We start from the raw sequence: 23,199 nt of genomic DNA on the forward strand, positions 1-23,199 counted from the left end.
ACGGACGTAGAATCCGTCCCGATGGACGACGACACCTTCGACGCGGACTACGACGTCGACGACACCGCGCGCGCCGAGCTCGAGCCCGGCGAGGCCCGCCGGCTGTTCGAGGAGCAGGCGATCCCCTTCATGGATCAGCTCTACGCGGCCGCCATGCGCATGACCCGCAACCCGGCGGATGCCGGGGACCTCGTGCAGGAGACCTACGTGAAGGCCTACGCGGCCTTCCGGCAGTTCAAGCAGGGCACCAACCTGAAGGCCTGGCTGTACCGCATCCTCACGAACACCTACATCAACCAGTACCGCAAGGCCCAGCGCCAGCCGTACCAGAACTCCATCGACGAGCTCGAGGACTGGCAGCTCGGCGACGCCGAGTCGCTCAGCCAGGGCCGCACGACGCGCTCCGCCGAGGCGGAGGCGATCGACCACCTCCCCGACAGCGACGTCAAGGAGGCGCTGCAGTCGATCCCCGAGGACTTCCGGCTCGCCGTGTACCTCGCGGATGTGGAGGGCTTCGCGTATCAGGAGATCGCGGACATCATGAAGACCCCCGTCGGCACGGTCATGAGCCGACTCCACCGCGGACGCCGCCTCCTGCGCGAGCGCCTCGCGGACTACGCGCGCGAGCGCGGCTACTCGACCGAATCGACCACCACCGGGAGCACGCGATGACCGACTGCGGCTGCGACAAGGCCAAAGCCGAGCTCGAGGAGTACCTGCACCAGGAGCTCAGCGCGGAGGACTTCCGCGACATCACCGAGCACCTCGCCCACTGCGAGGACTGCACCACCGAGCACCTCGTGGGGCTGACGCTCACCCAGAAGCTGCAGCGCGCCTGCCCCGAGAAGGCGCCGGAGCAGCTCCGCTCGGCGATCCTCGAGCGCTTGCAGCAGCCGAGCCTCTAGCGCGTCTCCACGCTCGTCGAGGAGTGCCGTCTTCGGCGGCGCTCCTCGACCAGCGAGGTCGTGAGCCTACCGCTCGAGCGCCCGCCCGATGAGCTCGGTCTGCTCCGCGTTGCTGCGCTTCGTCGAGCCCGCCGCGGGGGACGCGGAGGCCGGACGCGAGACGACGCGGATCGGGCGGTCGAGCTGCGGCGCGACCTCCTGGTTGAAGAACGGCCAGGCGCCCTGGTTCTCCGGCTCCTCCTGGACCCACACCAGCTCCGCGTTCGGGTACCGGTTCTGCACGGCGCGCAGGCCGTCGACCGGGACCGGGTAGAACTGCTCGACGCGGACGAGGGCGATCGTGCCGTCGTCGTCGCGCTTGCCGAGCTCTGCGACGAGGTCGTAGTGGATCTTGCCGGCGTGGAGCAGGACCCGCGTGACGGCCCCGGCATCCTGCACCCGGGCGTCGTCGATGACCGGCTGGAAGGCGCCCGAGGTGAAGTCCTGGACCTCGCTCGTCGCGCCGCGGAGCCGGAGCATCGACTTCGGGGTGAAGACGATGAGCGGCTTGCGGGGCCGGGCGTAGGCCTGGCGGCGCAGCAGGTGGAAGTACGACGCGGGCGTCGAGGGGCGCGCGACGATCATGTTGTCCTCGGCGGCGAGCTGCAGGAAGCGCTCGATCCGCGCCGAGGAGTGATCCGGGCCCTGGCCCTCGTAGCCGTGCGGGAGGAGGAGCACGACGCCGGAGCGCTGACCCCACTTCTGCTCGGCCGCGGAGATGAACTCGTCGATGACGGTCTGGGCGCCGTTGACGAAGTCGCCGAACTGCGCCTCCCACATCACGAGCGCGTCGGGGCGCTCGACCGAGTAGCCGTACTCGAAGGCGAGGGCGGCGTACTCGCTGAGGAGCGAGTCGTAGATCCAGAACTTCGCCTGATCCTCGGTGACGTTGCCGAGCGGCAGCCACTCCTGGCCGTTCTCGCGGTCGTGGAGCACGGCGTGGCGGGAGACGAAGGTGCCGCGACGCGCATCCTGGCCGGCGAGCCGGACCGGCACGCCCTCCGTGAGGAGCGAGCCGAGCGCGAGCAGCTCGCCGAAGCCCCAGTCGATGGCGCCGTTGCGGCTCATGTCGACGCGCTTCCTGAGCAGCTGCTGGAGCTTCGGGTGGACCGTGAAGCCGGCCGGCGGGTTGCCGTGGGCGTCGCCGATCTGGTGGACGAGCGCCTCCTCGATCGCGGTCTGCGAGCCGTCGCGGGCGACGTCCTCCGCCTGCTGCGAGTCGGGGCGCTCGAGGTCGGCGACGGCTCGGCCGTCGGAGGTGACGACCGGGAGGGAGCCGGTCTGCGCCGCGTGGGTCTCCGCGAAGGCGCGCTCGAGGCGCTCCTGGAAGTCCTTGTGCGCCTGGTCGTACTCCTCCTGCGTGATGTCGCCGCGGCCGACGAGGGCCTCCGTGTAGAGGGTCCGCACGCTGCGCTTGCCCTCGATGAGGTTGTACATGAGCGGCTGCGTCATCGAGGGGTCGTCGCCCTCGTTGTGGCCGCGACGGCGGTAGCAGACGAGGTCGACGACGACGTCGCGCTTGAACTCCTGGCGGTACGCGAAGGCGAGCTGAGCCACGCGGACCACCGCCTCCGGGTCGTCGCCGTTCACGTGGAAGATCGGCGCCTGGATGGTCTTGGCGACATCGGTCGAGTACACGGAGCTCCGCGCCTCGGACTGCGGCGTCGTGAACCCGACCTGGTTGTTGATGACGAGGTGGATCGTGCCGCCCGTGCGGTAGGCGCGCAGCAGCGACATCTGCAGCGTCTCGACGACGACGCCCTGGCCGGCCATGGAGGCGTCGCCGTGCACGAGGATCGGGAGCGCGGAGCCGATGCCGTCCGTGACCCGGTCCTGCTTCGCGCGGACGATGCCCTCGAGGACGCCGTTGACGGCCTCCAGGTGCGAGGGGTTCGCCGCGAGGTAGACCGGCACCTGCTCGCCGGTGGCGCTCGTGAAGGTGCCCTCGGTGCCGAGGTGGTACTTCACGTCGCCCGAGCCCTGCACGGTGCGCGGGTCCTGGGTGCCCTCGAACTCGCGGAAGATCTGGCCGTAGGTCTTGCCCGCGATGTTGGTGAGGACGTTGAGCCGGCCGCGGTGCGCCATGCCGATCGCGACCTCCTGCAGGCCCGCCTGGGCGGCGCCCTGCAGGATCTCGTCGAGCAGCGGGATCGTCGACTCGCCGCCCTCGAGGCTGAAGCGCTTCTGGCCGACGTACTTGGTCTGCAGGAAGGTCTCGAAGGCCTCGGCCTCGTTGAGCTTGCCGAGGATGCGGAGCTGCTCGTCGTGCGTCGGCTTCTCGTAGGGGCGTTCGAGGTGGTCCTGGAACCAGGCGCGCTGCGCCGGGTCCTGGATGTGCATGTACTCGACGCCCGTGGTGCGGCAGTAGGAGTCGCGCAGGACCCCGAGGATGTCGCGGAGCTTGGCGGCGCGCTTGCCGCCGAAGCCGCCCGTCACGAACTCGCGGTCCAGATCCCAGAAGGTGAGGCCGTGGCTCGAGATGTCGGTGTCGGGATGCGAGCGCTGCAGGTACTCGAGCGGGTCGACGTCGGCCATGAGGTGGCCGCGCACGCGGAAGGCGTTGATGAGCTCCTGGACGCGGGAGGTCTTGCCGACGCGCTCGGAGAGGTCGACGTTGATGTCCTTCGCCCAGTGGATCGGGTCGTAGGGGATGCGGAGGGCCGAGAAGATGTCCTCGTAGAAGCCCTCGCCGCCGATGAGCTTCTCGTGGATGCGCTTCAGGAACTCGCCCGAGCCCGCGCCCTGGATGACGCGGTGGTCGTAGGTCGAGGTGAGCGTGATCGTCTTGCCGATGCCGAGCTCGACGAGGGTCTTCTCGGCGGAGCCCTGGAAGGCGGCCGGGTACTCGAGGGCGCCCGCGCCGACGATGCAGCCCTGGCCCTTCATGAGGCGCGGAACCGAGTGCTCCGTGCCGATGCCGCCCGGGTTCGTGAGCGAGATCGTGGTGCCCTGGAAGTCGGCGGCCGTGAGCTTGTTGGCGCGCGCGCGGCTGACGGTGTCCTCGTAGGCGCCGAGGAACTCGGCGAAGTCCATCGTGTCGGCCTTCTTGATGCTCGGGACGAGCAGCGAGCGGGTGCCGTCCGGCTTCGGGAGGTCGATCGCGATGCCGAGGTTGACGTGCGGCGGGACGACGAGCGAGGGCTTGCCGTCGACCTCCGCGTAGCCGACGTTCTGGCTGGGGAACTCGCCGAGGGTGCGGACGATCGCCCAGGCGATGAGGTGCGTGAAGGAGACCTTGCCGCCGCGGGCGCGGCGGAGGTGGTTGTTGATGACGATGCGGTTGTCGATCATCAGCTTCGCGGGGATGGTGCGCACGCTCGTCGCGGTCGGGACCGTGAGGGAGGCGTCCATGTTCGTCGCGAGGGTCTTCGCCATGCCCTTGAGGGCGGTGACGACGGGCTGCGCCTCGGCGGCCGGGTCCTGCGCGGGCGTCGACGCGGTCTGCGGGGCCTGCGCGGGGATCGGCTGGGGGCGCGCCTGGACGGAGGTCGTGCGCGCGGCGACGGGGGTGCTGCCGGTCGCGGGGGCCGCCTCGACGGCGGCGGGCGGCGGGGCCGCCTCGTCGGTGCCGGGGACCTCGGCGGGGATCTGCGGCTCGCCGCCCTCCTGCGAGGCGGGTGCCGCCGATGCCTCCGAGGTGGCCGGCTGGACCGGGATGGCGGTGGTCGGCGTCGGGTCGGCCTCGGCGGTCTTCCCGTAGTTCTCGAGGATCGGCCACCAGCTCCGGTCGACCGAGTCCCTGTCGACGAGGTACCGCTCGTACATCTCGTCGACGAGCCATGCATTGGCTCCGAATTCGCCCGAGTTCGCGTCCTCAGGCACCGTTCCGGTCACGTGGCTCGACAAGGCCGACCGCCCACTCTCAGTTCTCTATCGCTGCGTCAGGAATCGCGTCTCCCTCGCTGGAGGCGCCGCGGTCAAGCCTAACGTCTCGGGCGGGGCCGCGCGGCGCGTCGCGTCGGGCGCCGCCCCTGAGAAAGCCCAGCTTTCGCGGATACCGTGGGCGCATGCGGTTCTCCGGCCAGATCCCCGCGCACGACCTCACCTACTCGGACGTCTTCCTGACGCCGAGCCGATCGGGGATCGCGAGCCGCCTCGCGGTCGACCTCGCGCCCGACGACGGCACCGGGGCCGGCATCCCCATCGTCTCGGCGAACATGAACTCGGTGACCGGCCACCGGCTCGCGGCGGTGCTCGCGCGCCGCGGCGGGCTCGGCGTGCTGCCGCAGGACCTGCCGCTGCAGGAGCTCGACCGCGCGATCCGCTGGGTGAAGGAGCAGCCGATCGCGTGGGACGCCCCGCTCGAGATCCGCCCGGAGCAGACCGTGCGCGAGGCGCTCGCCCTCACACCCGCCCTCGTGGGCGCGGGCGTGCTCGTCCGGGACGCGGACGGCGCGGAGCTCGGCGCCGTCCCCGCGGAGCGCCTCGCGACCGCGCTCCCCGACGCGCGGATCGGCGACCTCGTGGCCGGCGGCACGGCATCCCTCGACGCGGAGGACCTCGACGGCCCGCGCGCCGCCTTCGACCTCATGGCCGAGGCGGGCATCGAGTTCGCGCTGGTCCGCCGGCACGGCCGCGTCGTGGGCGCGCTCGGTCGCCGCTCGGCCCTCCGCTCCACGATCTACCGCCCCGCGCTCGACGGCTCGGGGCGCCTCCGCGTCGCGGCCGCCGTCGGCATCAACGGCGACGTCGCGGGCAAGGCGCGCGCCCTCGCCGAGGCCGGCGTCGACGTGCTCGTCGTCGACACCGCGCACGGACACCAGGAGGGGATGCTGCGCGCGCTCGAGCAGGTGAGCGGACTCGAGCTCGGCATCCCGATCGTCGCGGGCAACATCGTCACCGCGGACGGCGTGCGCGACCTCGTCTCCGCCGGCGCCGACATCCTCAAGGTCGGCGTCGGGCCGGGCGCGATGTGCACGACCCGCATGATGACGGCCGTCGGCCGGCCGCAGTTCTCGGCCGTGCTCGAGACCGCGGAGGCCGCCCGCGAGCTGGGCGCCTCGGTCTGGGCCGACGGCGGCGTGCGCTACCCGCGGGATGTCGCGCTCGCCCTCGCGGCCGGTGCGAGCTCCGTCATGATCGGCTCCTGGTTCGCGGGCACGATCGAGGCGCCCGGCGCGCTCGAGACCGACGAGGACGGGCGCGTGTTCAAGCAGAGCTGGGGCATGGCCTCCACGAAGGCCGTCCACGCCCGCTTCTCGAGGCTCGACGCCTACGAGCTCGCCCGCAAGGAGCTCTTCGCGGAGGGCATCTCGAGCTCGCGCATCTACCTCGATCCGCTCCGGCCCTCCGTCGAGGACCTGCTCGACATGATCACCTCGGGCGTGCGCAGCTCCTTCACCTACGCGGGCGCGGCGACGCTGCCCGAGTTCCGCGAGCGCGCCGTCGTCGGCTTCCAGAGCGCGGCGGGCTACGAGGAGGGCAAGGCGCTCCCTGTCTCCTGGTGATCGCCGCATCCCCACCTGTCGGCGATCGCTCAGGCGGGGGAGCGGGGCGTGCCGCTAGACTCGCCGGACCATGGATGACCCTCCGTCTCAGACGTCAGCGCCAACCCATAGACCCCTGCCGGTGATCGGCGGTGCGGCATGAACGAGTGGATCGGACTCGCGATCGGCCTCGTGCTCACCGTGGGCACCGGCTTCTTCGTGGCCAGCGAGTTCGCCCTCGTCAACCTCGACCGGGCTGACCTCGAGGCGCGCCAGGCGCGCGGCGAGAGCATGCTGGGGATGACGATCGCCGCGCTCCGGGTCACCTCCACCCACCTCTCGAGCGCGCAGCTCGGCATCACGCTCACGACGCTGCTCACGGGCTACACGCTCGAGCCGGCGTTCAGCGTGTTCCTCACGCCGCCGCTCACCGCGGTCGGGCTGCCCGCGGGCGCGATCCCGCCGGTCGCGACGGTCGTCGCGATCATCCTCGCGACGCTCCTGTCGATGATCGTCGGCGAGCTCGTGCCGAAGAACTTCGCCCTCGCGCTCCCGCGGCAGACCGCGAAGCTCGTCATCGGCTTCCAGACCGTCTTCACGACCGTCTTCAAGCCCGCCATCCTCCTCCTCAACAACTCGGCGAACGGCCTCCTCCGCGCGGTCGGCATCGAGCCGAAGGAGGAGCTCAGCGGCGCCCGCACCGCCGAGGAGCTCCGCAGCCTCCTCCGCCGCTCGGCCACCGAGGGCTCGCTCGACCGCGACACCGCCACCCTGCTCTCGCGCACGCTCGTCTTCTCCGAGCACACGGCGGCGGATGCCATGACGCCCCGGCCGCGGATCGCGAGCGTCGAGCGCGCGACGCCCGCCGAGGAGGTCGTCGCGCTCGCGCGCCGCACCGGCTACTCGCGATTCCCCGTCATCGACGACGACATCGACGACATCGTCGGCATCGTCCACGTGAAGCAGGCCGTCTCGGTGCCGCGCGAGCGGCGTGCCGAGGTGCCCGCCTCGGCGCTCCAGTCGGAGGCGCTGCGCGTCCCCGAGACGATGATGCTCGACACGCTGCTCGAGGTCCTCCGCGGTCGCGGCTACCAGATGGCCGTCGTCGTCGACGAGTACGGCGGCACCGCGGGCGTCGTGACCCTCGAGGATCTCGTCGAGGAGCTCATCGGCGAGGTCGCCGACGAGCACGACCGCTCCCGCGTCGACGTCGTCCGCAGCCGCGACTGGCTGACCTTCCCGGGTGCGCTCCGGCCCGACGAGCTGCAGGAGCGCGCGAGCGTCGTCGTCCCCGAGGAGGGCCCGTACGAGACCGTCGCCGGCTGGATGATGGCCGAGCTCGGGCGCCTGCCCCTCGTCGGCGACATCGTCGAGATCGAGGCGGGCACCTTCCGGGTCGAGCGCCTCGATGGCCGCCGCATCGACCGCATCCGCTTCACGCCGACCCCGGTCGCCGAGCTCGAGGAGAGCGGACGATGAGCACATCCGACTGGTGGGGCCTCGCCTGGCTCTGGATCCTCCTCGCCGCGAACGCCTTCTTCGTCGGCGCCGAGTTCGCCGTCATCTCCGCGAAGCGCTCGCAGATCGAGCCCCGCGCGGAGGCCGGCAGCCGCTCGGCGAAGACCGCCCTCTGGGCGATGGAGCATGCGACGCTCATGCTCGCGACGAGCCAGCTCGGCATCACCGTCTGCTCGCTGCTCATCCTCAACGTCTCCGAGCCCGCCATCCACCACCTCCTCGAGGTGCCGCTCGCGGTCACCGGCTGGTCGGAGGAGGTCGTCGGGACGGTCGCGTTCGTCGTGGCGCTCGTCGTCGTCTCCTACCTCCACGTGGTGCTCGGCGAGATGGTGCCGAAGAACCTCTCGTTCTCGGTGCCGGATCGCGCCGTCCTCATCCTCGCGCCGCCGCTCGTCTTCGTGGCGACCGTGTTCAAGCCCGTGATCTGGGCGCTCAACGGGATCGCGAACGGCGTCCTGCGGCTCTTCGGCGTGGAGCCGAAGAACGAGGCCGCGAGCGCGTTCACGGTCGACGAGGTGCAGACGATCGTCCAGACCTCGACGCGGGAGGGCGTGCTCACCGATTCGACGGGTGCGCTCTCGAACGCGTTCGAGTTCACCGAGAAGACGGTCGAGGACTCGGCGACCGGCATGGCGGACCTCGTGACGCTCGCGGAGGACGCGACGCCCGCGCAGGTCGAACACGCGGTCTCGCGGCACGGCTTCAGCCGCTACGTCCTCGTCGACGAGGCGGGGGAGCCGACCGGCTACGTGCACCTCAAGGACGTCATCGACATCGAGGACGACGAGCACGACGACCCGGTGCCGCCGAAGCGCATCCGCCAGCTCATCTCGCTGTACCGGCAGATGGAGCTCGAGGACGCGCTGCAGACGATGCGCCGCAGCGGCACCCACGTGGCGCGCGTCTTCGACGAGTCGGGGGCCACGCGCGGCGTGATCTTCCTCGAGGACATCATCGAGGAGCTCGTCGGCGAGGTGCAGGACGCGACGCGGCGTCGCTAGCGCGCATCCCGCCGGGCGAGGCCGTCCCGGATCTCGGAGATCCGGGACGGGACTGCTCGGGGCGGCCCGATCCGGCCCGATCCTCCGAGTTCCGGTCCGCTCCGGGGCATCTCGCGGCTAGCGGAAGGACGCCGCGACGCCGTTGCGGTGGTAGTCGAAGACGACGCTCGTGCGCGTCGACGCGACCCCGGGGTTCGCGGAGATGTTCTCGACGACGAAGCGGCGCAGCGCCGAGGAGTCCGGCACGGCGACGTGGATGATGTAGTCGTCGACGCCGCCGAGGAAGAACACCTGCAGCACCTCGGGCAGGTCGCGGATGGTCTCCGCGAAGCCGGTGATGCTCGCCTGGCGCGAGCCGTGGCGGAGGGTCACCCCGACGAGCGCCTGGAGCGTGCGGCCGAGCCGCGCCTGGTCGACGCTCGCGGCGAAGCCGTCGATGACCCCGCGCTCCTGAAGCGAGCGCAGGCGGACGTGCGCGGTCGAGGGGGCGACGCCGAGCGCGGCGGCGAGCTGGCTGTTGCTCATGCGTCCGTCGGCGCGCAGCAGCTCCACGAGCCGGAGGTCGAGCTCGTCCAGCTGCGTCGTGCTCCGACGATCGTTCGGCGTCGAGGTCATGGTCGCTCCCGGTCGGCCAGCTGGGGCGTGCGGTTCGCGCCCTGCTCCGAATCATCTTCGGATGAAACGCGATCGCAACGAATCGCCGTCATCATGGCACGCAACCGCATCCCGCACGAGGAGGTCGCCATGCGCGTCGGAGTCCCCACCGAGATCAAGAACAACGAGAACCGCGTCGCGATCACGCCCGCCGGCGTCGACTCGCTCGTGCGGCACGGTCACGAGGTCCTCGTCGAGGCCGGCGCCGGCCACGGCTCGCGCATCGCCGACGAGGACTACGCGGCGGCCGGCGCGCGCCTCGTCGAGACCGCCGAGGAGGTCTGGGCGGAGGCCGAGCTCCTCCTCAAGGTCAAGGAGCCGATCGAGGCCGAGTACGGCCGCATGCGCCGCGACCAGGTGCTCTTCACCTACCTGCATCTCGCGGCATCCCGTGCCTGCACCGACGCGCTCCTCGCGGCCGGCACGACCGCGATCGCCTACGAGACCGTCCAGCTCGCCGACCGCTCGCTCCCGCTCCTCCAGCCGATGAGCGAGGTCGCGGGCCGTCTGTCGATCCAGGTCGGCGGCTACCACCTCATGCGGGCGGCGGGCGGCCGCGGCATCCTGCTCGGCGGCGTCCCGGGCACGCCGAAGGCGCGCGTCGTCGTCATCGGCGGCGGCGTCGCCGGCGAGCACGCCGCCGCGAACGCGCTCGGGATGGGCGCCGACGTCACCGTCATCGACCTCTCCCTGCCGCGCCTGCGCCAGCTCGAGGTGCAGTTCGGCGGTCGGCTCCAGACCCGGCACTCCTCGCCCTACGAGATCACGCAGCAGGTGCTCGACGCCGACCTCGTCATCGGCTCCGTGCTCATCCCCGGCGAGAAGGCGCCGAAGCTCGTCACCGACGAGATGGTCGCGCAGATGAAGCCGGGCTCCGTGCTGGTCGACATCGCGATCGACCAGGGCGGGTGCTTCGAGGGCTCGCGCGCGACGACCCACGACGACCCCACCTTCGCCGTCCACGACACGCGCTACTACTGCGTCGCGAACATGCCGGGCGCGGTCCCCGAGACCTCCACCCGCGCGCTCACGAACGCGACCCTGCCCTACGTCGTCGCGCTCGCCGACCGGGGATGGCAGGGCGCGCTCTCGGCGGATGCCGCGCTCGCGAAGGGCCTGAACACGCACGACGGCGAGGTCGTCAACGCGGGTGTCGCCGCCGCCTTCGGCCTGCCGCAGACGGCCGTCGAGTCGCTGCTCGCCTGAGCCGCGGCCCGCGCGAGCCGGCGCCTCCTACCAGGGGATGCCCGGTCCCGGGATCGCGCGCCGGTGCTGCGGCGGCCACGGGGCGCCCTCGACGCCGAGCTCGTGGGCGGCGCGCAGCGGCCAGTGCGGGTCGCGCATCATGGCGCGCCCGAGCATGACGGCATCCGCCTGACCCGACTCGACGATCTCGGCCGCCTGACGCGGCTCGACGATGAGGCCGACCGCGCTCACGGGCACCTCGGAGCCCTCGCGGATGCCCGTGGCGAAGGGCACCTGGTAGCCGAGCCCGACCGGGATCCGCACGCCGGCGAGCAGCCCGCCCGTCGAGACGTCGACGAGGTCGGCCCCCGCGTCGCGGAGCAGCCCGGCCAGCTCGGTGGACTGCGCGAGATCCCAGGCGGGGCCGTCCTCCGGGTCCGCCCAGTCCGTCGCCGAGACGCGCACCAGCACGGGCACGTCCTCGCCGAGCTCCTCGCGCACCGCGCGGACGACCCCGAGGAGGAGGCGGGCGCGGCCGGCGAGATCGCCGCCGTACTCGTCGTCGCGGCGGTTGGCGCGCGGCGAGAGGAACTGGTGCATGAGGTAGCCGTGCGCGGCGTGCACCTCGACGAGCTCGAAGCCCGCGTCGATCGCACGGCGTGCGGCCGCCGCCCAGATCGCCGGCTGCTCGCGGAGCTCCTCGAGCGTCATCGCCCGCGGCGCGGCGTGGCCGTCGAAGGCGACGTCCGAGGCGGAGACCGTCTCCCATCCGCCCAGCTCGGCCGGCATCGTCCCAAGCCCCTCGACGCCCCACCCGGGGAACACGGAGGCCTTGCGGCCGGCGTGCGCGAGCTGGATGCCGGCGGTGGCGCCCTGAGATCGGATGAAGTCGGTGACGCGGCGCCAGGCGGCCGCCTGCTCGTCGTTCCAGATCCCGGTGTCGTGGGGCGAGATCCGGCCCTCGGGCGCCACCGCGGTCGCCTCCGCCATGACGAGGCCCGCACCGCCCCGCGCGAAGGAGCCGAGGTGCACGAGGTGCCAGTCGGTCGGCACGCCGTCGCGCTCGGGCACGCTGTACTGGCACAGCGGGGGCACCCAGATGCGGTTGCGGATCTCGAGGCCGCGGATGCGGATGGGGTCGAACAGTCCCGGCATCAGGCGGCCAGCTCCTCGAGGAAGCCGCGGAGGCCCTCGGGGCTCGTGAACACGTGGCCGCGCACGCCGAGGGCGACCGCGGCATCCACGTTCTCCGCCTTGTTGTCGACGAAGACCATCTCGGGGAGCTCGACGCCGAGCTCGCGCGCGGTCACCCGGTAGATCTCGGGGTCGGGCTTCACGAGGCCCATCTCGGCACTCACGAAGACGCGCTCGAAGTAGCTGCCCATGGGGGAGCGGCGGAAGGGGTCGCCGAAGTCGAAGCCCGCGTTCGACAGGAGCGCCATGCGGGTGCCGCCCTCGCGGAGCTCCTCGAGGAGGTCGAGCGTGCCGGGCTCGACGCTGATCCAGCCGCGGAAGTCGGCCACCCAGAGCTCGTGCACCTTCGCGGCGCGGAACGCGGTGCCGAGGTCGGCGGCCACCTGGGCCCAGTACTCGGGCACCGTGACCCGGCCGTGGTCGAGCGGCTCGCGGCGAGCCCAGTAGGCGCTCCAGAAGGCGTCCCGGCCGGCCTCGTCGATGCCGGCGACGGCTTCGAGCCGGGCCCGGTCGTGCTCGTCGGGGGAGCGGGAGATCACCTCCCCGTAGTCGAAGACGACGACACGGCCGGGGATGCTGATGCTCACCGATCGAACGTATCGTGAGGGCATGACGGAGCGCTGGACGACGGAGGCGGCGGCCTCGCGCCTGCGTGCGCCGAGACCCTCGGACGACAAGTACTCGCGCGGCGTCCTCGGCGTCGCGACCGGCTCCGAGCGCTACCCGGGCGCCGCGGTGCTCGGCGTGGAGGCCGCGATCCGGACCGGCGTCGGGATGCTGCGCTATCTCGGCCCCGAGCGCCCGTCCTCGCTCGTGCTCGCCCGTCGGCCCGAGGTCGTGACGGCGCGCGGCCGCGTCCAGGCCTGGGTGCTCGGCTCGGGGCAGGATACGGAGCACCGCGACGAGGGGCTCCTCCGCTCGGCGCTCGAGGAGGGGGTCCCGGCCGTCCTGGACGGCGGAGCGCTCGATCTCGCGTCCGCCGCATCCGGACCGGTCGTGCTGACGCCGCACGCGGGGGAGCTCGCCCGGCTCACGGGCCGGGATCGCGCCGAGATCGAGGGGGATCCGGAGAGCGCTGCCATCGCCGCCGCCGCGGCGCTCGACGGCGTCGTGCTCCTCAAGGGACACCGCACCATCGCGGCGACGCCCGCCGGACGCGCGATCCTCATCGAGGCGCCGACGGCCTGGCTGGCGACCGCCGGCACGGGCGATGCGCTCGCCGGCATCCTCGGCGCCCTCCTCGCGGGCGCGCACGAGGAGCTCCCGGACGGCTCGGGCGATCGCCTCGCCGAGCTGGCGGCGACGGCATCCCTCCTCCACGGCCTCGCCGCGGGCCGCGCGAGCGAGCGCCACGGCGGCGGGCCGATCGCGGTGCTCGACCTCTGCGCGGAGCTCCCCGCGCTCGTCGGAGAGCTGCTCGCCTCCCGGGCCTGACTCGGCTCAGCCCGCCCCGCGCTCGCGGGGGAGCGGGGGCTCGCCGCGGAAGCGCGCGAGGAAGGCGCGGGTGCGCTCCTCGCGCGGCGCCTCGAAGAGCTGCGCGGGCGGCCCCTGCTCGACGATGCGGCCGCCCTCCAGGAACACGATCCGGTCCGCGACCTCGCGTGCGAACGCCATCTCGTGCGTCGCCATGATGATCGTCGCGCCGCCTCGGCCGAGCTCGCGCACCAGATCGAGCACCTCGCCCACGAGCTCCGGGTCGAGGGCGCTCGTGATCTCGTCGAGGAGCAGCACCTCGGGTTCCGTGACGATCGCGCGCGCGATCGCGACGCGCTGCTGCTGGCCGCCGGACAGTCGGTCCGGGAACTCGCGTGCCTTCCCGCCCAGCCCGATCCGCTCCAGCACCTCGCGGCCCTGCCGCTCCGCCTCCGCGCGCGGCACCCGGTGCACCTTGCGGGCGGCGAGCGTCACGTTGTCGAGCACGGAGAGATGCGGGAACAGGTTGAAGTGCTGGAACACGACCCCGAAGCGCGCCCGCACCCGGTCGACGTCGACCCGCGGGTCGCTGATGTCCTCCTCGCCGAGGAGGATCCGCCCGTCGTCGATGCGCTCGAGGAGGTTCGCGCAGCGCAGCAGGGTCGACTTGCCCGAGCCCGAGGCGCCGATGAGGGCGACGACCTCGTGCGCGGCGAGATCGAGCGAGATCCCGGCGAGCACCTCGTGCTCGCCGTAGGCCTTCCGCACCTCCTGGAGTCGGAGCGCGGCGGTCACAGCGCCGATCCGATCTGCTCGCGGGCGCGCAGGCGCGCCGAGTACCAGTCGGTGAGCCGGATCAGCGGCAGCGCGAGCAGCACGAAGAGGAGGCCGGCGACGACGTAGGGCGTGAAGTCGAAGGCGGTGGCCGTCTCGATCTGCGCGGCCCGCACCGCATCCACCGCGCCGAGCACCGAGATGAGGCCGACATCCTTCTGCATCGCGACGAAGTCGTTCATGAGCGCGGGCGTCACCTTGCGGACCGCCTGCGGGAGCACGACGATGCGCAGCGCTTGGCCGTGCCGCAGGCCGAGCGAGCGCGCGGCCTGGATCTGCGAGGGGTGCACCGCCTCGATGCCCGCCCGGAACACCTCCGAGACGTAGGCCGAGTAGGTGAGGACCAGCGCGATCGTTCCCAGGACCTCGAGCGGGATGCGCCCCTCCGTGAAGCGGAGGCCGGGGATGCCGAAGCCGACCAGGTAGAGCACGATGATGAGCGGCATGCCGCGGAACAGGTCGGTGTAGCCGGCCGCGAGCGCGCGGAGCGGGAAGAAGACGGGACCGCGAAGGGTGCGGATCGTGGCGATGAGGAGCCCGAAGACGAGCACGCCGAGCGCCGCGACGACGAGCACGCGGAGGTTGAGCAGGAAGCCGTCCCAGACCCGGGGGAGCGCCCGGATCGCGGTCTCCGGGTCGAGGAAGGACTGCTGGACCCGAGCCCAGCCGGGCGTGTTGACGATCGTCACCCAGACGACGACCGCGAACACGAGGGTCGACACGGCGGCGACGCCGACGGAGCGGATGCTCTGCCGGCGTCGCCAGGCTCGACGCTCGAGCTCGATCGGACTCGGGTCGGAGATCACTGCAGCAGCGGGGCTCCCGCGTCGGCGCCGAGCTGCGCCTCGGCGATCTCGGCGAGGGTGCCGTCCTCGGTGAGCGCGTCCACGGCGGCCGTGACCTCCTCGGTCAGCGGGCTGTCCTTCGCGAGCACGAGACCCCACTCGTCGCTGATGCCGGCATCCGCGGGGAGCTGGCCGATGAGCACGCCGCCCTCGAGCTGCACGCCGGACATGTAGAAGGCGGTCGGGAGGTCGACGACGAGCGCGTCGACCTGGCCGTTCTGCAGCGCGAGCACGGCGTCGTCGTTCGAGTTGTACGGCTGCGCGGCCTGGCTCGGCTCGATGACGGTCTCGATCGTCTGGAGGCTCGTGGTCCCGACCTGGGCGCCGAGCACGGCGTCCTTCAGGTCGTCGATCGAGCTCGCGCCCGCGACGGCGGAGCCCTCGACCGTCACGACCGCCTGCGGCGTCGAGTAGTAGGGGCTCGAGAAGTCGACGTTCTGCGCGCGATCCTCGCTGATCGTGAACTGCTGGAGGTTGATGTCGAAGTCCTTCGGGCCCGGCGCGATCGCGGCCTCGAAGGTCGAGCGGACCCACACGACGTCCTCGGCGTCGAAGCCGAGCTCGGCGGCGACCGCGTAGGCGACCGCCGACTCGAAGCCGTCGCCGGACTCCGGGTCGTCGTCGATGACGTACGGGAAGTAGGCGGGCTCGCCGGTCCCGATCGTGAGCTTGCCCTCGGTGACGTAGCCGTCGCCCTCCTCGGCGGGGGCTGCGGGCGTCTGGCAGGCGGCGAGGGCGGCGCCGAGCAGCAGGATGCCGCCCGCGGCGGCGATGCGGGCGATGCGGGGTCGGGTCATGGTGGCCTCCAGGGCGGGATGCTGTGTGCTCCGATTCTGCCGTGCGGCACGTTTCCGGCGTGTTCCGTGTCGCCGCATGACATCCGCGGCCCCCGCGCGCGGGGGGACGGCCCGTCCTGCTGGCCTAGGCTGGAGCCCATGCCACCCTTCCGCGCGCTGCGGCATCCGCTCGCGCTGTGGGCGGCCTTCGTGCTCGCCCACGCCTGGCTCTGCTGGCTCGCGCTGACGCAGCCGGGCGCGCCGCTCGGGGATGTCACGGGCGTGTACCGCTTCTGGGTGGATCACGGGCTCCGGACGGGCGTCTGGGTCGGCCTCGACACCGTCTGGGTGTACCCGCTGCTCGCGCTCGTGCCCATGCTGCTCGCCTGGGTCGCGGGCCCGGAGAACTACGCGGCGGTCTGGCTCTGGCTCGTGCTCGCCCTCGACCTCGCGGCGCTCCTCGTGATCCTCGGGCCGAGCCGCCGCCCGGAGCCGGCTCGCCTCGCCGCCGGCTGGTGGTGGACGGCCTTCCTCGTCGCGCTCGGGCCGATCGCGGTCGGCCGCATCGACTCCGTCACGGTGCCGATCGCGCTCGCGGGCCTCCTGCTCGCGGTCCGGCACGCCTACGCGGCCGGAATCCTCCTCGCGGTCGCCGCGTGGATCAAGGTGTGGCCCGCGGCGCTCGGCGTCGCCGCGGCGATCGCGCTGCGGGGGCGCGCCCGCCGCGAGATCGTCACGGCGGCGGTCGCGGTGTGCCTCGCGGTCGCGGGCGTCTCGCTGGTCCTCGGCGGGGGCGGTGCGCTCTTCAGCTTCGTCACGCAGCAGACGGGCCGCGGCCTGCAGGTCGAGTCGCCCGTCGCGACGCCCTGGCTGTGGGCGGCGCGCCTCGGTCTCGGCCCGGAGGTCTACTACGACACCGGCATCCTCACCTATCAGGTGCGCGGTGCCGGGACGGAGGCGTGGAGCTCGGTCATGACGCCGCTCATGGTCGTCGCGGTCGCGGGGGTGCTCGCGCTGCTCGTCGTCGGCGTCCGCCGCGGCCTCCGCGCGGAGGAGCTCATCGCACCCGTCGCGCTCGCGCTCACCACCGCGCTCATCGTCTTCAACAAGGTCGGCTCGCCGCAGTTCATCTCCTGGCTCGCCGTCCCGCTCGTCGCGGCGGCGGCGCTCTCGGCCGGGGCCGCGGGCGGCCTGCGCGGGCTCCGCGTGCCGCTCGTCCTCGGCATCCTGCTCGCGCTGCTGACGCAGGCGTTCTATCCCGTCGCCTACGGCCGGCTCATCTCGCTCGAGCTGCCGGCGCTGCTCGCCCTGACGCTGCGCAACGTGCTCGAGCTCGTCCTCCTCGCCTGGGCGATCGCCGCGCTCGCGCGCCTCGTGCGCGGCGCCCGCCCGATCCCGCACCTCGCGGCGCATGCCGCACCCGTCCCGCCGGAAGGAACCGCCCCATGATCGCCGCCTTCTCCGTCGCCCCCTCGGGCGGCCGCTCCGACGACTCCGTCCACGACGCGGTCGCGGCCGCCGTCCGCGTCGTGCGCGAGTCGGGTCTGCCGAACCGCACCTCCTCGATGTTCACCGAGATCGAGGGGGAGTGGGACGAGGTCATGGCGGTCGTGAAGCAGGCGACGGAGGCGGTCGCGGCCTACGGCACGCGCGTCTCCCTCGTGCTCAAGGCCGACATCCGGCCCGGCCGCACGGGCGAGCTCGACGGCAAGCTGGAGCGCCTGGAGGCCGCGATCGCCCGTCAGGAGGCCCGAGCCGTGCCCGTGGCGCGGCGCTAGAATCGATTCGACTCGACGGCGAGCCACCACCCGCCTCACGATCGGACGGCCCGCCTCCATGCCCCAGCTCTCGCCCGCGCGCACGCGCCTCGCGCTCCTCGCCCTCGCCCTCGGCGGCTTCGGCATCGGCACGACCGAGTTCGTGGCGATGGGCCTCCTGCCCGAGATCGCGCAGGACCTCCTCCCGGCCGTGTGGGCGGCCTCGCCCGATCAGGCGAACGCGCAGGTCGGCATCCTCATCTCGGCCTATGCGCTCGGCGTCGTGGTCGGCGCGCCGACGATCGCGGCGACCGCCGCGCGCTTCCCGCGGAAGTCGCTGCTCACGGTCCTCGCGGTCGCCTTCACGGCGGGCACGATCCTCTCCGCCCTCGCCCCCACCTTCGAGGTGGCGGTCGTCGCGCGCTTCCTGGCGGCGCTCCCGCACGGCGCCTACTTCGGCATCGCGTCGCTCGTCGCCGCGCAGCTCATGGGCCCGGGCCGCCGCGCGCAGGGGGTCGCGCTGGTCCTCTCGGGGCTCACCATCTCGAACGTCGTCGGGGTGCCCCTCGTGACGCTCCTCGGCCAGACCTCGGGATGGCGCGTCGCCTACCTCGCGGTCGCCGCGATCTTCGCGGCGACGACCGTCGCGATCATCCTCGTCGTGCCGGCGTCGCCGGGCGACCCCGCGGCGCGGATCGCCCGCGAGCTGCGCGCGTTCCGGCGGGGTCAGGTGTGGTTCGCGCTCGGGATCGGCGCGATCGGCTTCGGCGGCTTCTTCGCCGTCTACAGCTACGTCTCGCCCCTCACGACCGAGGTGACCGGGCTTCCGGCGCCGGTCGTGCCGCTCGCGGTCGCGACCCTCGGCCTCGGCATGACGGTCGGGAACCTGCTGGGCGGCCGACTCGCCGACCGCGGTGTGGTGCGGGCGCTCCTGATCGGCTTCGCGAGCTTCATCGCCGCGATGATCGGGCTCGCGCTGACCGCCTCGACCGGGCCGGGGCTGTTCGCGTTCCTGTTCCTCGTCGGCGCGACCTCGTCGGTCCTCGTGCCCGCGGTGCAGACGCGGCTCATGGACGTCGCGGGCGACGCCCAGACGCTCGCGGCGGCGCTCAACCACTCGGCGCTCAACATCGGCAACGGCGCGGGTGCCGCGCTCGGCGCCGTCGTCATCGCGGCCGGTCTCGGCTATGTCGCGCCCACCTGGGTCGGCGTGGTGCTCGCGCTGCTCGGCGTCGCCCTGACGGGCGTCGCGATCCTCGTCGGCCGTCTCCGGCCGCGCCCGGAGACGGGGGCCATCGCGACCGCCCGCTCCGTCGGCTCGGCGCTCGAGGGCTAGAAGCCGCCGTTGGGCGCGTCCTGGATGAGGATGCCGTCCTGGATCGCGCGGCGACGCAGCGCGACCTTCGTGCCGACGTCGATCCCCGCGACGCGGTACTTCTCGCGGATGCGCTTGAGGTAGCTCTTCGCCGTCTCCTCGGAGATGCCGAGCTCGTACGCGACCGCCTTGACCGGCTCGCCGCCGCCGTAGAGGGCCATCACGCGGCGCTCCTGGGCGCTGAGCTTGGGGGCGCCGCCGATGTCGGCCGCGTTGAGCGCGAGGTCCAGCTCGGCCGAGATGAAGCTCTCGCCCTGCGCGGCCGCGCGGATCGCCTCGACGATCATGCCGGCGTCCTCGCTCTTGACGAGGTAGCCGAGCGCGCCGGCCGCGAGGGCCTCGCGCACGACGTTCGGCTCGGAGTAGGTCGACATGAGGACGACGCGGACGCCCGTGGTCTTGAGCGTCGAGATCTTGAGCGCGACCGGGATGTTGTCCTTGAGGTCGAGGTCGAGGAGGACGACGTCGACCGGGAACTCCGGGTGCGTGAGCAGCTCCGGCCAGCTCGCGACGGCCGCGACCATGCTGATGTCGTCCGCGGCGTTGCGGATCCACTCGGTGAGGGCGCCGAGGAGCATCTTGTGATCGTCCACGAGTGCCAGGCGGATGCGCTCTGGGTAGTTGCTCACGGTCGGGGTCCTTCCGGATTCTGGGCGGTCGCCGGGTGCGCCGCCGGGGTCGTCACTTGTCGGCCGGGTTGTCGACGATGCAGTCGATGTCCACGCGGAGGCTGGAATCCTGGGTCGAGTCAGAGTATCGCCCGACCCGTCCCAGCGCGTCCCACACGGCCGGGTCCACGCGGTTCCGCGCGAGGCCCTGCGTCGTGATGGTGATCGGGATGGCGATCTTGTGATCCGGTGCCGGGGCGCCGGGCACGACGGGGCCGATCTGGATCGTCATCGACCTGGCCGCGTTGGGCTTCGCGATGTCGTTGATGATGAGCCAGGCCGTCGAGAGCAGGCCGTCGCGCTGTGCCGGGTCGAGGAGCCCGGCGAGGCTCGACTTGTCGACGAGCGTGACGGCCTTGCCGAGCAGCTCCGACTCGCTGACGGCGTGGTACAGCCAGGTCTCGCGGCGCCCCTCGATGAGGTGGAGCCGCAGCTCGGTCGCGAGCGAGGCCGCCACGGAGGCCGTCTTCGGCTCGAGCGGCAGCGGCGTCTGGCCCTTCGCGATCGAGTCGAGGAGCTCCTCCGCCGCGAGGTCGAGGCGGGCGAGCTCCTCCGAGGCGAGCATGCCGACCGCGAACCGCGGCGCGGTGACGTTCGACTGCACGAGCACCCGATCGATCTCGACCTGCACCATGCGCCGGAAGGCGCCCACGATCACGACGCCGATCACGACGGGGATGACGGCCAGCGCGAGCGCGGTGATCTGGCTCGCGCCGGTCGTCGCGGTGAGCGGCGTCGTGAGCCCGATGATGAGCGCGAGCGCGAGGCCGAGCGCGCCGATCGCGATGAGCACCTCGGCGGTGCCGCGGATGGTGACGACGATGAGCAGGCCCATGCCCGCCGCGAGCCCGGCGGTCGCGTAGCGCCCGATGTCGCCCATGGTCCACACGGCGGCCATGTCGAGCGCGAAGGCGACCGCGAGCCCGGTGAGGAACAGCCCGAACATCCAGTCCGGGAGGCGGTCCCCGATGACCCGCGCCATGACGAAGGCGGCCACGAGGACGGCGATGAGGACGACCCAGGCGGCGAGCGCGAGCCACGGGTTCGGGTACGCGCTCCAGGAGCCGGTGAACACGACGAGGCCGTAGAGCGAGCGGAGGCCGACGAGGACGGCGGCGCCGAGGCCGAGGAAGCGCGTGCCGAGGCTCGCGCGGTGGGTCGCGCTGGCGCGGGCGAGGCGCCGGGCGGTGCTCGACATGGCGCGGCGCGCGTTGCCGACGACGACGCCGAGCGTGTTCTCCTCGGGCGGCTGGTAGGCGCTCACCGCGGCACCTCCAGCACGACGGTGGTGCCGGACCCCGGCGCCGAGAACAGGCGGGCGTTGCCGTCGACGTCGCGCAGGCGGGCGACGACCGACTCCGCGAAGCCGAGCTTCGCCTCGTCGACGTCGTTGATGTCGAAGCCGACGCCCGAGTCGGTGACGAGCGCCCGCACGGTCGTGTCGTCCTCCGTGATGGTGACGTGGGCCTGGGTCACGCCGGAGTGCCGGCGCACGTTCTCGAGGCACTCGGCGAGCGCGAGGAGGAAGGCGTCGAGCACGTGGCTCGGCAGGAGCACCTGCCCGGTGCCGTGCCAGCTCACCTCGAGCCCCATGCGCCCGAAGCGCTGCTTGACGGACTCGAGGGTCGTGCCGAGCTGGCTCTCGTCGACGGGGGTGGCGGCATCCTGCACGGGGGCGCCCTCGGGCGTGGGGGAGCCCCCGAGCCGGAGCTGCCGCAGCAGTCTCGCGTCGTCCGCTGCCTGCTGCCGGAGCGCGTCGGCGGAGACGCCGACGCCCGAGTGGGCGAGGAGCGTGAGGGTCGCGAGGACGGTGTCGTGGAGGAGGCGCGCGCCCTGGCGGCGCTGCGCCTCGAGCTCGCTCGCCTGGCGCTCCGCGCGGTGCGCCCGGCCGATGCTCGAGATGCGGCGCGCCACCTGCGGGACGCCGGCCGAGATCCAGATCGCGACCGCCGTCGGCACGGCCCAGCCGATCGCGAGGATGCCGAGGGTGCGGAGCGGCTGCTGGAGCGGCGCGAGGAGCAGCGTGGCCGCCGCCCCGACGGCGAGTGCCGAGACGGCGAGGATCGCGACGCGGAGGGCGGAGCTCGTGAGCACGAGCGCGACGGAGGGGATCGCGGCGGCGGCGAGCTGCAACATCGCCGCGAGCGCGCCCTGACCCGGCGCCCGCTCGCCGACGGTCGCGACGATGACGAGGATGGCGGCACCCGCCGCGACGACGACGATCACCCAGACGAGCGAGGGGCTCGAGCCGACGCGGAGCTGGGCGATCCCGAGCAGCACGTAGAGCGGCAGCGAGACGAGCAGGGCGAGCTGGTCGACCGAGCCGGGGATCACGAGGCACAGCAGCGAGACGACCGTGAAGCAGAGACCGTACACCTGCCCCGCGCGTTGGAGCAGTCGGTCCCGCTCCTTCGTGATCAGGTCCATCGGCACGTGCTTTCTCATGAGGAGGGGTCAGGTCCCCCGCCGGGGTCACTATTCCACACCCCGTGACCCGAAATGGGGGTGCCACGCGGGGGCGACGGGGCACAATATGCGGGGTACAGTCGATCACGGATAGAGGGGACTGCACCAGCAGCCACACCATCCGAGCCGGTGTCACCGCGATGCTGTCGAGGGGTCGACAGGGCGGTCATCGGTCCGGGTTCCGCCATCGGGGGATGGCGATGGACCGGGGGAACGCCGGGGGCCGCATCGCGAGATGCGGCCCCCGACCTCGTTCTCGGCCGGCTCCGGCGGCTCAGCCGCCCGCGTCGGGGAGCCCGCAGCTCGCCGCGACGAGCTCGTAGAGCGCGAGCCGCACCCCGTCGGGCATGCGCAGGTGCAGCAGCCGCATCCCGCCGCCGTCGAGCTCGAGCTCGAGGGGCATGACCGTGCCGACCTTGTCCTCCGCGAGGGCGTGCGCGTCGCAGCGCGCCGGGACGACGGGGATGCGGAAGCCGCCGACCGCGTCGGGTCCCGTGAGGGGCGCGTCGCGATCCAGGTGCTCGACCCGCCCGGCGCCGTCGTCGAGCGCGAGCAGGACGGTCGAGCGGAGGCCGGTGAGCCGGACCTCGCCCGAGGCACCCGTCGGACGCGCCCGGACGACGAGCTGCCCGGGCGCCCCCGCGCGCGGCGGCTCGCGGACGCCGAGGGGCTCGAGCTCGACGAGCGCGGCGATCTCCCGCGCGAAGCAGGCCTCGTCGACGAGCGCGTCGATCTGGCCGTACGGGTCGCCGAGGCCGTCCGCGAGCAGCTCGCCCCCGTCCCGCGTCTCGACGCGGATGCGCTCGACGGGCGTCGTCGGGGCGGGGCACGCGACGGCCGCGAGCTCGACGGGGAGGTCGACCCGGTCGCCGGGCTCGAGCGTCGTCGCCCGGCCGGACCACCGCATCCGATCGGCGAAGCGCTCGGAGTCGATCTCGGCGGCGACGATCGTGAAGGCGCGCTCGCCGGTGTTCTCGACCGCGATCCGGGCGGTGTCGCCGCCGAGGTCGAATCGCGTCCGGAACACCTCGAGCTCGCCCTCGGGCGCCGTCGCGGCCGGCCCGCACCCGGCGAGGACCGCGGCCGCGAGCACGGTCGCCGCGAGGGCGCCGAGCGGGCGGGCGGCCGTCATGGCGCGATCCT

Annotated in this window: 21 protein-coding genes; 10 read left to right on the forward strand and 11 right to left on the reverse strand. The window is 72.8% G+C overall.

Annotated elements, in window-relative coordinates:
* Window positions 1–21 precede the first annotated feature (21 nt).
* Together OF852_RS01175 and OF852_RS01180 are read left to right on the forward strand one after the other, a co-directional pair.
* Window positions 22–672 carry a sigma-70 family RNA polymerase sigma factor gene (locus tag OF852_RS01175; RefSeq protein ID WP_271119987.1) on the forward strand — a complete coding sequence of 217 codons (651 nt, stop codon included), beginning with the start codon at window positions 22–24 and terminating at the stop codon, window positions 670–672.
* On the forward strand, window positions 669–905 hold the full coding sequence (locus OF852_RS01180) for an anti-sigma factor family protein (protein ID WP_271119988.1): 237 nt from the start codon (window positions 669–671) through the stop codon (window positions 903–905). The genes OF852_RS01175 and OF852_RS01180 overlap by 4 nt, the downstream gene beginning before the upstream one ends.
* Before the next feature lie 66 nt (window positions 906–971).
* On the opposite strand, the gene OF852_RS01185 is transcribed toward OF852_RS01180, so the two are convergent.
* Entirely contained in the window at window positions 972–4,790 is a 3,819-nt protein-coding gene (locus OF852_RS01185) for a multifunctional oxoglutarate decarboxylase/oxoglutarate dehydrogenase thiamine pyrophosphate-binding subunit/dihydrolipoyllysine-residue succinyltransferase subunit (RefSeq protein WP_271119989.1), read from the reverse strand.
* Between the two features lie 161 nt (window positions 4,791–4,951).
* Between OF852_RS01185 and OF852_RS01190 the strand changes: the two genes are divergently transcribed.
* The 3 genes from OF852_RS01190 to OF852_RS01200 all read left to right on the forward strand — a co-directional run bounded on the left by OF852_RS01190 (window position 4,952) and on the right by OF852_RS01200 (window position 8,889).
* On the forward strand, window positions 4,952–6,391 hold the full coding sequence (locus OF852_RS01190; protein WP_271119990.1) for a GuaB1 family IMP dehydrogenase-related protein: 1,440 nt from the start codon (window positions 4,952–4,954) through the stop codon (window positions 6,389–6,391).
* 138 nt (window positions 6,392–6,529) lie between these two features.
* Entirely contained in the window at window positions 6,530–7,849 is a 1,320-nt protein-coding gene (locus tag OF852_RS01195; RefSeq protein ID WP_271119991.1) for a hemolysin family protein, read from the forward strand.
* A complete protein-coding gene (locus OF852_RS01200; RefSeq protein WP_271119992.1) occupies window positions 7,846–8,889 on the forward strand; it encodes a hemolysin family protein in 1,044 nt (347 codons plus the stop codon). The genes OF852_RS01195 and OF852_RS01200 overlap by 4 nt, the downstream gene beginning before the upstream one ends.
* 117 nt (window positions 8,890–9,006) lie before the next feature.
* On the opposite strand, the gene OF852_RS01205 is transcribed toward OF852_RS01200, so the two are convergent.
* Window positions 9,007–9,504, reverse strand: a complete 498-nt coding sequence (locus OF852_RS01205; RefSeq protein ID WP_271119993.1) for an Lrp/AsnC family transcriptional regulator — start codon at window positions 9,502–9,504, stop codon at window positions 9,007–9,009.
* 129 nt (window positions 9,505–9,633) lie between these two features.
* Between OF852_RS01205 and ald the strand changes: the two genes are divergently transcribed.
* A complete protein-coding gene (gene ald, locus OF852_RS01210) occupies window positions 9,634–10,749 on the forward strand; it encodes an alanine dehydrogenase (protein ID WP_271119994.1) in 1,116 nt (371 codons plus the stop codon).
* A gap of 27 nt (window positions 10,750–10,776) precedes the next feature.
* Here ald and OF852_RS01215 read toward each other — a convergent pair whose 3' ends face one another.
* A complete protein-coding gene (locus OF852_RS01215) occupies window positions 10,777–11,883 on the reverse strand; it encodes an NADH:flavin oxidoreductase/NADH oxidase (protein WP_271119995.1) in 1,107 nt (368 codons plus the stop codon).
* Window positions 11,883–12,509: an HAD family hydrolase gene (locus OF852_RS01220; protein WP_271119996.1), complete on the reverse strand. Its 627-nt coding sequence runs from the start codon at window positions 12,507–12,509 to the stop codon at window positions 11,883–11,885. The genes OF852_RS01215 and OF852_RS01220 overlap by 1 nt, the downstream gene beginning before the upstream one ends.
* Before the next feature lie 22 nt (window positions 12,510–12,531).
* On the opposite strand from OF852_RS01220, the gene OF852_RS01225 reads away from it, so the two are divergent.
* Entirely contained in the window at window positions 12,532–13,356 is an 825-nt protein-coding gene (locus tag OF852_RS01225; RefSeq protein ID WP_271119997.1) for an ADP-dependent NAD(P)H-hydrate dehydratase, read from the forward strand.
* Between the two features lie 6 nt (window positions 13,357–13,362).
* Here OF852_RS01225 and OF852_RS01230 read toward each other — a convergent pair whose 3' ends face one another.
* Genes OF852_RS01230 through OF852_RS01240 form a run of 3 tightly spaced genes read right to left on the reverse strand, consistent with a single transcriptional unit; the run spans window position 13,363 to window position 15,811 of the window.
* Window positions 13,363–14,130 carry an amino acid ABC transporter ATP-binding protein gene (locus OF852_RS01230; protein WP_271119998.1) on the reverse strand — a complete coding sequence of 256 codons (768 nt, stop codon included), beginning with the start codon at window positions 14,128–14,130 and terminating at the stop codon, window positions 13,363–13,365.
* Window positions 14,127–14,975 carry an amino acid ABC transporter permease gene (locus OF852_RS01235; RefSeq protein WP_271119999.1) on the reverse strand — a complete coding sequence of 283 codons (849 nt, stop codon included), beginning with the start codon at window positions 14,973–14,975 and terminating at the stop codon, window positions 14,127–14,129. Before OF852_RS01235 ends, OF852_RS01230 begins: the two co-directional genes overlap by 4 nt.
* Window positions 14,972–15,811: an ABC transporter substrate-binding protein gene (locus OF852_RS01240; RefSeq protein ID WP_271120000.1), complete on the reverse strand. Its 840-nt coding sequence runs from the start codon at window positions 15,809–15,811 to the stop codon at window positions 14,972–14,974. Before OF852_RS01240 ends, OF852_RS01235 begins: the two co-directional genes overlap by 4 nt.
* A gap of 138 nt (window positions 15,812–15,949) precedes the next feature.
* On the opposite strand from OF852_RS01240, the gene OF852_RS01245 reads away from it, so the two are divergent.
* Genes OF852_RS01245 through OF852_RS01255 form a run of 3 tightly spaced genes read left to right on the forward strand, consistent with a single transcriptional unit; the run spans window position 15,950 to window position 18,883 of the window.
* Entirely contained in the window at window positions 15,950–17,239 is a 1,290-nt protein-coding gene (locus OF852_RS01245; protein WP_271120001.1) for a glycosyltransferase 87 family protein, read from the forward strand.
* On the forward strand, window positions 17,236–17,568 hold the full coding sequence (locus OF852_RS01250; RefSeq protein ID WP_271120002.1) for a thiamine-binding protein: 333 nt from the start codon (window positions 17,236–17,238) through the stop codon (window positions 17,566–17,568). The genes OF852_RS01245 and OF852_RS01250 overlap by 4 nt, the downstream gene beginning before the upstream one ends.
* Window positions 17,569–17,626: 58 nt before the next feature.
* Window positions 17,627–18,883: an MFS transporter gene (locus OF852_RS01255; protein ID WP_271120003.1), complete on the forward strand. Its 1,257-nt coding sequence runs from the start codon at window positions 17,627–17,629 to the stop codon at window positions 18,881–18,883.
* On the opposite strand, the gene OF852_RS01260 is transcribed toward OF852_RS01255, so the two are convergent.
* From OF852_RS01260 to OF852_RS01275, 4 genes are all read right to left on the reverse strand, one after another.
* A complete protein-coding gene (locus OF852_RS01260; protein WP_271121088.1) occupies window positions 18,880–19,500 on the reverse strand; it encodes a response regulator transcription factor in 621 nt (206 codons plus the stop codon). The genes OF852_RS01255 and OF852_RS01260 overlap by 4 nt on opposite strands.
* Before the next feature lie 103 nt (window positions 19,501–19,603).
* A complete protein-coding gene (locus OF852_RS01265) occupies window positions 19,604–20,854 on the reverse strand; it encodes a hypothetical protein (protein WP_271120004.1) in 1,251 nt (416 codons plus the stop codon).
* Window positions 20,851–22,017, reverse strand: coding sequence for a sensor histidine kinase (locus tag OF852_RS01270; RefSeq protein WP_271120005.1), 1,167 nt, complete (start codon window positions 22,015–22,017; stop codon window positions 20,851–20,853). The genes OF852_RS01265 and OF852_RS01270 overlap by 4 nt, the downstream gene beginning before the upstream one ends.
* A 313-nt stretch (window positions 22,018–22,330) precedes the next feature.
* The gene (locus OF852_RS01275; RefSeq protein WP_271120006.1) at window positions 22,331–23,188 is read right to left on the reverse strand and encodes a hypothetical protein; all 858 of its coding nucleotides are present in this window, start codon (window positions 23,186–23,188) and stop codon (window positions 22,331–22,333) included.
* Window positions 23,189–23,199 lie beyond the last annotated feature (11 nt).

It is taken from the genome of Homoserinibacter sp. YIM 151385 (assembly GCF_027912415.1).
GTDB lineage: Bacteria > Actinomycetota > Actinomycetes > Actinomycetales > Microbacteriaceae > Schumannella.